The following is a 12,118-nucleotide window of genomic DNA, read 5'->3' on the forward strand; positions in this document are numbered from 1 at the left end:
TAAATCAGTACAAAGATAAGCGCGAATTACCTTCTTGAACTTTCTTTACGAAGTTGCATGTAGTAAAGAACGGGCAAACCGTTATCGTTTTGAGTGGAAGAGTAATCTTCAATAAGGGTGGTACCACGTTAACCACGTCCCTTTTTTAGGGACGTGGTTTTTTAATACTTGGAGAAATGGAGGAGATATGTTTGGAAGAATTTTTAGAAAACCTTACAAGTGAACAATTAGCTGAAGTCAAGAGGCAATATGATATTTATAGTAATGGAGCAAATGAGATAATTCCTGAAATAGAACTGAAGAACAAGATCGCTAGGTCATTATTAAAAAATAGTCCGTTGAAAATAAAGCTAGGATTAGATCCATCTGCCCCAGACGTTCATTTAGGTCATACCGTTGTGTTAAATAAACTTAAACAGTTTCAAGAAAACGGACATATTATCCAAGTTATCATTGGAGATTTTACTGGTAAAATAGGTGATCCAACTGGAAAGTCGACAGTAAGAAAACAACTTTCTATGGAGGAAGTTAAGAAGAATGCTAAAACATATTTTGATCAATTTAATAAAGTTTTAGATATGGAAAAAGTAGAATTGCATTATAACTCAAAATGGCTAAGCAGACTTAACCTAGAAGAGATTATTAATTTATCTTCAAGTATCACAGTAGCACGTTTACTTGAGAGAAATGATTTCTCAGAGCGTTTTTCTACCGGAAAACCAATTTCTTTGCATGAATTTTTTTACCCACTCATGCAGGGATATGATTCCGTTGAGCTTGAAAGTGATGTAGAACTTGGTGGTACTGATCAGCATTTTAACGTATTAATGGGTAGGCATCTACAAGAGCATTTTGGAAAAGAAAAACAAATTGTTATGTTACTTCCTTTACTTGAAGGTCTTGATGGTGTAGAAAAAATGTCTAAATCCAAAAAAAATTATATAGGGGTTGATGATAAACCAAGTGAAATGTACGGAAAAGCAATGTCCATACCCGATGAATTAATTATAAAATATATTGATCTCATCACGGATTTATCACTTGAAGAAAAGAATCTAACGAAAGACCAATTAGAGAATAGAAAGCTTCATCCAAAAGATGCAAAGATGTTGTTAGCAAGGACTATTGTACGGATGTATCATGGCGTTGAGGATTCTGAGAAGGCTGAAGAAGCCTTTAAAAAAGTGTTTCAGAATCGTTCACTACCTGATGAAATTCCAGTAGTGAAATGGCAAGGAGAACTACTAGTTCCATTAGTAGATCTACTTGTAGAACTAAAATTAATAAGGTCAAAAACGGAAGCACGTAAAATGATACAGAATGGCGGGGTAAGGGTAGATACAGTTAAGGTTAATGACATACAATTACAAGTAAATACGATGGATCAGCCTATTATTCAAGTTGGGAAACGTAAATTTATAAAATTGCAGGTAAAGTTAATTTAAATAAGTGGATACCATTGAGGAGTCCAAAAGAGAGCATTCGAACGGAACAACAATGACATGTTAGATAGAGGTGCTGATAATCAAGGGGAGTATTTGATTGTTGAACATCTAAAACAAAACCGGCATTAAATTGAACAAAACACTCCTCAAATGTATCTATTTTAAGGTAATTGTGTTACAGTATAAATGCCTATAAATATAATTTATAGGCAATTTTTATTAGAGACTCTTAGACGGTTCATTAAATCTAATTATGTTCCATATAGGTATCTTGTGAATGCCAAAGATTATTGCATTTGTACCAATTATTTGGTTTTAATAGGTAAAACTGTAAATGTAATAACATAGTCAAACTGTTGTTTTTGCCCATTATAGGTATGCTCCAACATTCGTCCTTTTACATTATTAACTTCATCCCACCAGTCATATTGAACTAATACTGATTCATCCTTATAAAAAACTCTAATTGTTTTGCTAATTTTATTATTAAATTGCGACAATACTACAATACATACTGGTCAAAAATTTGGTCTTTTCTTTTTCCTTATTGTTAAGATGTTATGTAAAAATTTTACAGGTGCCTGGCACCTTAAGTTAACGGATTTTCATATTAATTGAAGCATATATATCTTATATAAATAATAATGAGTGGCTGCTTAGTCATGGGAGGGGGAGGCTTTTATGAATTTCAATTTGGAAGAAGCAATTGAGGTTTTGGAGCGCACACCGAAAACGTTGGGGTACTTTTTGTCTGATTTATCAGATGGCTGGCTACAATGTAATGAAGGGGAAGGGACATGGAATGTAACAGAAGTAGTGGAGCATCTTATTGAAGGAGAAAAAACGAATTGGATTCCAAGATTAGAAACGATTCTTCAAGATGGGGAAAGCAAGCCTTTTCCACCGTTTGACAGATTTGCTCACTTAAATGAAACGACTGAAAAGTCAATGGAACAGAAGCTGGCTGAATTCACTACAATTAGAGCTTCAAACATAAACAAACTGAAGACGATCGTTGATTCGGATTCCCAGTTGGAATTAACAGGTATACATCCTGCGTTTGGTGTAGTAAAGCTAAGAGAATTACTTTCAACATGGGTTGTACATGATTTAACACATATTAATCAATGTGTACGGGTGATGGCAGAGAGATACAGAACAGATGTTGGTCCATGGAACGAATATTTAGGCATTTTAAAAAGGTGATGTATTAGTGGACCAATTTGTGGTATTTCAATCTCTCCGCATGAAAATAGTCACTTTTAATAACAATAATAATGCTAATGTAAAAAGGAGAGAGAATAATGACAGAGGAAATGAATTTAGATCAGAGTACATCTAATATAAAAAAAGCAAATCAAGGAGATACAATTCAAGTAGAAAAAGGCGAATATAAAGGTTCAAAAGGAAAAGTGCTTACTGTACGAGATAATACAGTCATCATTCAAATCGGTAAAAACCCAAAAACAGGTGAACCGATTAAAACGGTTGTTAATCATAAAAATTATAAAAAAGTAAAATAAGTAAAGGTGAGAGGTTGGTAAATAATCTCTCACCTTTTCATGGTTAAAGACCTCGTTGTTCACAAAAATTTTCTACAAGTTGTTCAATTTTGGCAGGCTCAGGGGAGTTCCCTGAAAAGGAAAATTTTAATTCCTCAACAAACTCTCCTTCATGATAGACATGGATTGCTCCATTTTGTTCAATTACACTATACTCAGGCTCAAAACGATAACCACTTCTTTCTATTGCACCCATAAATATTACCAACTCCATATCATAAATGAATATAATCTTTAGTATTTCACTACATGTTAATAATATTTCACACCTATTTAAGGCAACCTTTAAATAACGGACATATATTTCTTAATACATATCTAAAAATAGTACAAAAGAACTATATAATTCATCTGCTGAATGGTAATATAATATTGAATTTGTACCTTGTCACTGGAAAGGAAGGAAAGATGAAACTTAAAGCAAAAACTCTTTTGGTATTATGGGTTACGACGGCTGTCTTTATTGCACTTATATATATCGTTTTCAGGCCCATTATGCTAGAAGATTCCATTGAATTAGACCGTAGTAGTGCATTAAAAAATCTGGAGAGAATAAATAACATTCTAATAGGACAAATGGAGAGTCTAAACCGAACAAACCGTGATTGGTCCGTTTGGGATGATACGTATTTATTTATCAAACATGAGTATCCAGCATATCCAGATGTAAATCTTCAAGGTGATACATTTGAAAATAATATCTTGAATTTTATGATATATTTAGATCGAAATAATGAAGTGGTTGATCAAAGAGGATACGATTTAGAAAAAAGAATAAATGTGGACTTAGATCCAAATTTTCACTCAAATTTTTTACCATTATTCCAATCTTCCAATCAAATCGATGATACTTTTCTTATTTCAACTTCCTATGGATTAACGATGACGTCCCTACAGTCGGTATACAAAAGTAGTGGTGATGGACCATCAGCAGGAACTTTAATAATGGGGAGATTTATTAATCAAAGATCCATTACGAAGATAGGGGAACGTCTCTCCTTATCTCTTTCATTAAATCAATTAGATTCTGGGGTGGATCAAGCAGGACCAATTGTGGATAACATTAGTGAATCAGAGTTAAAAGGGTCATTATTTTTAGAAGATCATTTAGAAGAAGCAATTTATGAAATTAGTTATACTGATGAGAGAGAGTTTTATTTGCAAAAAAAGGAAGACATATCCCGGTTATTAGGATATCTTATTATCATTGGTATGGTTTTAACTTTCTTAGTCATTTTTTTCTTAAATCGGTTTATTTTAACGAGAGTAGAAAAGTTATCTCTACAATTAAATAAAATACAACAAAGTAAAAATCTACAAACTAGAGTTAGTTTGGGAAATGGCAGTAAAGATGAAATTACAGCCCTTTCCTATTCCATCAATGAAATGCTTTCTTCCCTTGAAGATAAGCAAAATGAAATAACAAAATTAGCATACTCTGACCAATTAACATTGCTTCCTAATCGATATTTATTTAGGAAGGAATTTGAAAGATACAAAAAAGAAGGACAAGAAAAGATGTCTTTGTTGTTTTTTGATATTAATGATTTTAAAAGGGTCAATGATTTACTTGGTCATAATATTGGCGATTCATTGATTAAAGAAGTATCAGGAAGGGTCTTGCCAATTATAAAGGAACAAGATGGGTTACTGGCTCGATATGGTGGGGACGAATTTGTTATTTTAATAATTAATAAAGATATGGCTACTATTCGTACGATCATTGAAACTATTCTACATGAAGTAGATAAAGAGTACAGAGTAGGGCCATTTAAGACCTTTGCTACTGTAAGTATTGGCGTCAGTAATTATCCTCAGGATGGTGAGACACTAGAGGAATTGCTACAAAAAGCTGATATCGCTATGTATGAAGCGAAAAAGAGTGGGAGGAACCAGTATATCTACTACGAGGATCTTACTAGTGCTAGTAGTTATAGGGACTTGTTAGAACTAGAAAATGATTTGAATTTTGCTTTGCAGAATAAAGAGTTTGAATTGTACTACCAACCAATTTATTCAGGATCGGAGAGAGAAATGGTTGGTGTAGAGGCACTTCTAAGGTGGAATCATCCAACAAATGGCCAAATTTCTCCAACAAGATTTGTACCAGTGGCCGAAGAAATGGGGTTAATGCCATCCATTGGTTTATGGATTTTAGAGGCTGCAATCGATCAAGCGAATAAGTGGTATCAAAAAGGTTTAATTGGGTTTGTCTCCATTAATATTTCAAAAACGCAGATGAAAGATAGTAGCTTTATTGACAAACTAGATCAATTAATTAAGAAGTATCCATTTATGCCACCAATGATCCATTTTGAAATAACGGAAAGTGATATTACACATTATGTAAGGGAAGTTGTTGCATTTGCAAAAGAACTTAAAAAGCGCAAAGTCAAAATTGCTCTAGATGATTTCGGCGTAGGAACTTCATCCCTTTTATATTTGAAGGAATTGCCCATTGATGTAATAAAAATCGATCGAAATTTCATTAAAAATGTACCAGAAGATCATTATGATTCGGTTTTGTTAGCTGGTATTTTAAAGATTACTAAAGAGCTTAACTTGGAAGTGATCATTGAAGGAATAGAATCACCTGAACAAATCGAGTATATTACCTCAAGATCAGATGCGAAACTACAAGGGTATTACTTTAGCAAACCAAAACCAGCTTATGAGCTAGAAAAAACACTTCGTTTGGAGTAAAGTTGCAAAAAAATATTTCATAAGAAAGGTCCTCCATTCCTAGTAAAGAATGGAGGACCTTTTATGTATTGAAAGGAAAACAAATGTTCGATTATTATAGCAGTTAAACTAAAGAGGTCATTTCCATGACGTCTATAATATTATTATAAATCAAAGTTCATTATAAGTCTATATTTTTTCAGAAAATTATTTTAATGTAAGAGTACTTGATAGCAGTAGATATTGTGATAGGAGGAATTTAAATTTGAGATGGCTTTCTTGGGATCGAAATTTGAAAGTACGACTCGTTGGTGAAACACTTTTTAATATGTTGTTCTGGATGTATTTTCCTTTTCTGACGATTTATTTCAGCGAAGCTTTAGGAAAGGCAACAGCAGGTATGATGATGACTGGACCGTCTCTTATTAGTATTGTCGGAAGTATGTTAGGGGGATACTTTACCGATCGATTTGGCCGTCGTCCAATGATGCTTCTCGGTTCCTTTATTCAGGTAGTCATGTTTGTCGTGTTTGCCCTTTCCATTTCACATTGGATAGACTATGTTGCTTTTATCACAATTAGTCTCGGAAAATCGTTGTATAGACCAGCTAGCTCAGCAATGGTAGCTGATTTGGTATCTGATACCAACCGACGTAGCGTGTTTGCAACATTTGTAACGGCAAATAACCTTGGGGCAGTTTTTGGTCCAGTAATTGGCGCAGTTTTATTCTTTAACTATCGTAGTGAACTATTATGGTCTTGTACGTTCGTTACACTTTTATATTCGATTGCAATCTTCTTTATGATTCGAGAAACGATGCCAGAACCGATGGAAAAAAAGGTACAATCATACAATGCGCTGACAGTTTTAAAGGAACAGTGGATGAACTATGTGGTGATTTTCCGTGATAAAGCTTTTTTTCTTTATATATTAGCTGGTGTTTTCATCACGATTTCTATTATGCAGTTGGATCTATACTTAGCGGTATATGTGAAAGAGTATGTACCTTCACAAGTATTACTTACCTGGAAGGACTGGTCCTTTATGCTAAGTAGTGAAGAAGTATTCGGATGGATGATTGGATTAAATGGGCTGATGTTTGTACTATGCGTAATCCTTGTCACAAAGCTATTTGAAAGGTGGAGTGATCGTAATACGTTGATTTTATCTGCAATGTTGTCTGGAGTGGGAATGTTTTTAGTAGGATTTACATCCAATGTATGGCTATTATTCGTATTTACGGTAGTACTGACACTTGGGGAGATCATACACGGTCCAGTTGTTCAAAACTTTGTTAGCAAGTACGCTCCTAAAAATGCAAGAGGTCAATACATGGGGGCTGCAGATTTACAATTTGCTATTGGTAGATTCATAGCACCCCTAACAGTGATTCTATCCGTTTCCTTATCACCGTTAGTCGTATTCGGATTTATATTGCTATGTGCCATATGTAGCGCATTACTCTATATACAACTCTTCCGGATTTTGTAAGGTGCCAGGCACTTGTAAAATTTTTACAAGTGACTGGCACCTATAGGCTTTTTAGTAATAGCTTTTTTAGGAGTGGTGTGAAGTGTTCGGGTAGTTCGGATACGCTTGGGATCATGAGGCGTTCTTTGCCATAGATGTTCTTCATGGTGAGATCGTCATGTTCTTGGATTTCTCCGTCAGCTAAGAACATACCGATGACATCAATCCCACGTTTGCGAGCTTCTGCTACAGCTTCATTGGTGTCGACAATACCATTTTGTTCATAGTTGGAAGCTGCTGGTTCCCCATCAGAAAAAACGAGCAAGAATTTATTCTTCTCTCTTCTAGCCTGAAGTTCCTTTGTAGCCACGCGAATGCTAAATCCATCTCGATTATCTTCCTCAGGCTCTAATTGCATAATTTTAGCACCATTTTTTTCATAAAATGAGTCCGAAAAGGAATGAACACGATGAAAATAATTTGGTTGATATCCCTCTTTTACTTCATTCGCATCTTCCCAGAACCCCGTGATCCTGTGCGGGATTTTTAACTCCTGGAGCACTTCATGGAATAAGACAATTCCTTTTTTTGTCTCATCCATCTTGTTATGCATGGAAGCCGAACAGTCTACTAATAAGGTAAATACTGCATCGATTTCATTTGACTCATTATTTTTTTTGTAAAAAACTCTCCGGCTGTCATCTATTACAATAGGAAGTAATTTTTTGGATAATCGACCAAATACTAGATCCTTCCTTGGTGAATTTTTCTTATGCTCTAGCGTTTTTTCGATTGTTTTTGAAAGTTTTCTTTTATAGGGTTCAACAGCTAATACAAAATCTTGATATTGTTTCAGATCTTCCATGGACGGACTTTCAGCTTCTTTATCTATCTTAACTGCATTACGATTTTCTTCACCGTATATCGCTTCATCCGTGTTGCTCCCACGGTTAGATTCTTGTTTATCCATAGATTCCATCTCAGAGTAATCATTTTGTTTACTTTCACCAGATGCTCCTTGAATGGAGGCCATTGCCTGATCACCCTCCTCGGTTTCCCTGGCTCCATCTCCAAGTAGACTCGTTTTCGTTCCTTGCTCTAATTCAAATTGCAAAAAGGTTTGATTGCTTTCTCCATTTTTATTTTCCCGATGCCAGGTAGAGAACTTTTCATCGAAATACTCACTATTTTCTTCATCTACTTCTTCAAAATCATCATTCATTAATTTATCTGTTCGCGTCAGTTCATCAAATAGTGTGTTTCGTGTATATTGCTCCATGTGCACGATGGGGAAAATAAAATATTCATTCAAGGAATCTCCGTCATACCTGCTTTCTACTTTAAAAACAATTTGCTCTGTAACTCGCGTAATATCAGCGGTCGAGTTCGCCTCAAAAATAGTGTAAATAAGAGGCTTTAACGTATCTAATAGATCGAGCTGTGCTTCGTTTGCCTTAGGAAACCTTGGATCCGGTTGATCGGATTGAATCAACAAATAGATGAGACAAAATAGCTCATCAAGCGGATAACTTCGATTAACATTTGAAGCCAACTGCCTTTCAAAATAATGCTTATGGTAATTTCGTCGAACGGTGAATACATTCTTTGTACCTGGCCGTTCTTTTTTGATTAGTTCCTCCAACCGAATGTCTTCCAATAATGCTATCAATTGTGTCGCGAATTTTGGAATGGATACTTGTTGGATATTCGTTAAAAACATTTTCATGTCTGGTATACTCGTGTATTTTAATGTACCAATCGTTCTAAGGTAAACATCCGTTTTTAGCCCTGCTTCTTTAATATTATCTTTTGTATTGTCCCAAAAGAAACGACTTGCAGTTACTTTGTGATCCACCATATCGATAAATGAACCATAGTTATATTCAAAGGCGATATCAGGATTATTAGATAATACGGTTGATAAGTCTTGCAGTTGTAAAAATAGGTTGGTATCAACTTTTTTATCATTAAATCGATACATCTATATTCTCCTAACTAGAAAAGAGTTTCGGTTAGATTTTTAATAAATTCTCTTTCTCTTTCTTCATCTAATTTATCAATTATCGATCGTTGAATAGCTCTTTTTGATGGTATTAACACAGCTAAATCACAAGCATCTAGCAAAGCGCGAATGGAAGCAGCATCTTCTGATAACTTCCCTTGAGATACCGCATTAATTAAGTCGCTGGATAATTTAACGAATAAATCGATTGTCGCTTCGTCTGCTAATTTGGTATTGGTTTGAATCAAGTTCTTTAGCTGTTCCCCTTCAATATATGGAACTTCAATCACAACAAAACGATTTTTCAATGCTTCATTCAGTGGAACAGTACCAACATATCCTTCATTAATTGCTGCAATCACATTGAATCCACCTTCTGCTGTTACGATCTCGTTAGTAAATGGATTTGTAATGGTTCTACGATAATCGAGTACCCCATTGATGAGTGGCAATGTTTCTGGTTTTGCCATATTCACTTCATCAATATATAAGAAGTTCCCGTGCTTCATTGCATGAATTACTGGTCCAGGGATAAATTCGATTACTTGCTTTTCCTCTTCATATGTCAACGTTTTAAACCCTAATAAACTCTCTGCATCTAAATCAACGGAACAGTTTACACTAAACATTGGTTGATTAAATAAATGAGATAATGTCTCAGCAAACTTTGTTTTTCCCGCACCCGTTGGTCCTTTTAATAAAATGTTTTTCCCCATACTTAAGGCAGAAATAGCATCAACTAATAAATCCATATTAGGTGGGACATAGCCACCATCCCTGATTAATTCTACAAATGAATCAGGATTATTTTTGTTTTCTTCTAATATGTTAACCATATTTTCAGGTAACTGATAGTTTGTATTCATGTTGCCAAACTCCTTTCTAACACATTGTAAGCTTCTTTTACTATAATCTCAAAAAATTATTATTGAAAAGTACTATATGAGGATAATTCATTCATTCGATTGAATGAATAAACATTTACAAATAGTTGATAATTATCATTATAGATAATAGAATTAACTACGGACGAAAGAAATAAAGCTTTTGTCTAAAAAAGAGGATGTTTAACTTGAATACCGATCAAGTTCAAAAAGAACTGGCTAGTTATATTGGAAAGCTGTTGCGAGACAATTTTGGTCGAGGACCGGAAACAGTTTTTGTTTCCATCAATCAACCTTTCATTTGCGTGTATTTACGAAAATTCCTATCCCCAATGGAGAAAGTTCTAATTAGTGATAATCATGAATCATTTATCCAAACATCTAGGGATATATTAATGAAAAATTTAATACCAGAGATTAATGCATATATGACAGTATTAACTGGTTTAACGATGGAAGAATTTTATTATGACTGGAACTTACATAATCAATCAGGGATGTTTGTAGCTATTTCCAACAACAGAGCTAATATCGAACAACCATCCGAGCTAAATTACCCTGGAAAAGATGAACTTCATCAAGAAATTATACAGGTCAGTCAACAAGCCCAAAAAGTTCCTCAAGAGGTCTTATCCTATAAACTGAATGAAAGAACAATAATTGTTATACGAAACGGGATTTTTATTACGATTGAAAGAGAACTGATTCGGATGGGACAATTAGAAGTATTAAGAACTGCAAAAAGGCGAGTAGAAAAAAGACTATTACATAACAGTATGCGGTTAGAATCCATTTTCGATGCGAAAATAGATGATTCATTTGTATCCTGGGATTTTGATCGTGACAGAAGTGTAATACTATTTATAGTAAATCCAAAACAAAACGGCCGTAATGGGCTAGACTAATGAGCTAGACATAAGCCAAAAGGAAAGTAGCTACCATGCATACTTTCTTTTTGGCTTTTTTTATTGTCCTTTAAAAATATATACAAGGTCCCCAAGAGTAAACAGGGTGAGAGGAAGAATGAACTTGAACAGAAAAAACTTTTATGACAAACTATCAAATGAATTACTTGGCTGTTTTTATTGCTATATTCAGGAGAAATTACATCAAGGTGTACATGTAAAAACAATGCAATATGAAAATGCTTTAATCAAAAAAGTAGCAAAGAAAAGAGGAATATCTTTAATGGAATTACGAATGATTGGTTATTGGGTAATGCAAAAAGAAAGAAATCTTACCGAAGATGAAAACAGTTCAAAGTGATAATCATAAAATATGATAAACTAATTGTATAATGACTATGAGCCTAAGCTAAAAGGCTTAATATTGTAATGATGTGAAGGAATAGATCAGCATTGGGGAGTGTTCTGTTGAAGTGTAAGTTATTTTTTATGTCACTTATGGTTTGTGCTTTCATTATTATCATAATTATATTCCAAAATACAAGAAGTGAACAGGCATCGATTGTCTCGCAAATCGCACTGGAAGATATGAATCAGGAAAAAGGAAGTAACATAGAAATAAATGAAATTATGCTGCCATTGGAAAATTCCAAAGTTCGTACATCTTCTATTACACATGTGATGATTCACTATATGAGTAATGCCATGGAGAAACCACATGATCCTTATCGTTTGGAGGATGTATACACCATTTTTTTGCAAAATGGTGTATCTACACACTATATAATTGATCGCAAAGGAAATATTTATCGGTTAGTACCAGAGGATCGTGTAGCTTACCATGCAGGCAAAGGGAGCTTTGATCACTTCCCATCTTATGATAATGAAATGAATGACTATTCGATAGGTATTGAATTATTAGCTATCGGAACAAAAGAAGAAATGATTCCATTGATCCCGGAGGATACGTATGATTCCATCCAGTCAATGTTTATCGGTTATACAGAACATCAATATCAATCATTACGAACATTGCTGCATGATATTTATGAGCGAAATCCCATGGTAATGAGGAATAGACAGCATATAATAGGACATGATGAGTATGCACCGGAAAGAAAGAAGGATCCGGGTGCTTTGTTTGACTGGGGAAAAATAGGATTTTAA

General features: G+C 34.3%; 11 protein-coding genes and 1 other annotated feature (1 of these 12 cut by a window edge). Of the genes, 8 read left to right on the plus strand and 3 right to left on the minus strand.

Annotation, left to right across the window (positions count from 1 at the left end; all coding sequences use genetic code 11):
• Positions 1 to 145: a binding site (T-box leader), on the plus strand (it extends 64 nt beyond the left edge of the window).
• A gap of 46 nt (positions 146 to 191) precedes the next feature.
• The 3 genes from tyrS to ACFSTA_RS16220 all read left to right on the plus strand — a co-directional run bounded on the left by tyrS (position 192) and on the right by ACFSTA_RS16220 (position 2,968).
• Positions 192 to 1,445 carry a tyrosine--tRNA ligase gene (tyrS, locus tag ACFSTA_RS16210; protein ID WP_377557872.1) on the plus strand — a complete coding sequence of 418 codons (1,254 nt, stop codon included), beginning with the start codon at positions 192 to 194 and terminating at the stop codon, positions 1,443 to 1,445.
• A gap of 681 nt (positions 1,446 to 2,126) precedes the next feature.
• Complete coding sequence (locus ACFSTA_RS16215; RefSeq protein ID WP_377557873.1) at positions 2,127 to 2,651, plus strand: DinB family protein; 525 nt, start codon at positions 2,127 to 2,129, stop codon at positions 2,649 to 2,651.
• A gap of 98 nt (positions 2,652 to 2,749) precedes the next feature.
• Positions 2,750 to 2,968 (plus strand): DUF2187 family protein, encoded by a 219-nt coding sequence (locus tag ACFSTA_RS16220; RefSeq protein WP_377557874.1) that lies wholly within the window; start codon positions 2,750 to 2,752, stop codon positions 2,966 to 2,968.
• A 43-nt stretch (positions 2,969 to 3,011) separates the two neighbouring features.
• On the opposite strand, the gene ACFSTA_RS16225 is transcribed toward ACFSTA_RS16220, so the two are convergent.
• Complete coding sequence (locus ACFSTA_RS16225) at positions 3,012 to 3,203, minus strand: YbxH family protein (protein ID WP_377557875.1); 192 nt, start codon at positions 3,201 to 3,203, stop codon at positions 3,012 to 3,014.
• A 212-nt stretch (positions 3,204 to 3,415) separates the two neighbouring features.
• Here ACFSTA_RS16225 and ACFSTA_RS16230 point away from each other — a divergent pair, with 212 nt between their 5' ends.
• Both ACFSTA_RS16230 and ACFSTA_RS16235 read left to right on the plus strand, forming a co-directional pair.
• Positions 3,416 to 5,710 (plus strand): EAL domain-containing protein, encoded by a 2,295-nt coding sequence (locus ACFSTA_RS16230; protein ID WP_377557876.1) that lies wholly within the window; start codon positions 3,416 to 3,418, stop codon positions 5,708 to 5,710.
• A 244-nt stretch (positions 5,711 to 5,954) separates the two neighbouring features.
• The gene (locus tag ACFSTA_RS16235) at positions 5,955 to 7,181 is read left to right on the plus strand and encodes an MDR family MFS transporter (RefSeq protein ID WP_377557877.1); all 1,227 of its coding nucleotides are present in this window, start codon (positions 5,955 to 5,957) and stop codon (positions 7,179 to 7,181) included.
• Positions 7,182 to 7,221: 40 nt separating this feature from the next.
• On the opposite strand, the gene ACFSTA_RS16240 is transcribed toward ACFSTA_RS16235, so the two are convergent.
• Positions 7,222 to 9,141 (minus strand): vWA domain-containing protein, encoded by a 1,920-nt coding sequence (locus tag ACFSTA_RS16240; protein ID WP_377557878.1) that lies wholly within the window; start codon positions 9,139 to 9,141, stop codon positions 7,222 to 7,224.
• 14 nt (positions 9,142 to 9,155) lie between these two features.
• The gene (locus ACFSTA_RS16245; RefSeq protein ID WP_377557879.1) at positions 9,156 to 10,028 is read right to left on the minus strand and encodes an ATP-binding protein; all 873 of its coding nucleotides are present in this window, start codon (positions 10,026 to 10,028) and stop codon (positions 9,156 to 9,158) included.
• A 206-nt stretch (positions 10,029 to 10,234) separates the two neighbouring features.
• Here ACFSTA_RS16245 and ACFSTA_RS16250 point away from each other — a divergent pair, with 206 nt between their 5' ends.
• The 3 genes from ACFSTA_RS16250 (at position 10,235) to ACFSTA_RS16260 (ending at position 12,118) form a co-directional block, all read left to right on the plus strand.
• A complete protein-coding gene (locus ACFSTA_RS16250) occupies positions 10,235 to 10,951 on the plus strand; it encodes a Na-translocating system protein MpsC family protein (RefSeq protein ID WP_377557880.1) in 717 nt (238 codons plus the stop codon).
• Positions 10,952 to 11,075: 124 nt separating this feature from the next.
• Positions 11,076 to 11,312, plus strand: a complete 237-nt coding sequence (locus tag ACFSTA_RS16255) for a hypothetical protein (RefSeq protein WP_377557881.1) — start codon at positions 11,076 to 11,078, stop codon at positions 11,310 to 11,312.
• A 107-nt stretch (positions 11,313 to 11,419) separates the two neighbouring features.
• The gene (locus ACFSTA_RS16260) at positions 11,420 to 12,118 is read left to right on the plus strand and encodes an N-acetylmuramoyl-L-alanine amidase (RefSeq protein ID WP_377557882.1); all 699 of its coding nucleotides are present in this window, start codon (positions 11,420 to 11,422) and stop codon (positions 12,116 to 12,118) included.

The sequence above is a fragment of the Ornithinibacillus salinisoli genome (genome assembly GCF_042684965.1).
Taxonomy (GTDB): Bacteria; Bacillota; Bacilli; order Bacillales; family Amphibacillaceae; genus Ornithinibacillus; species Ornithinibacillus salinisoli.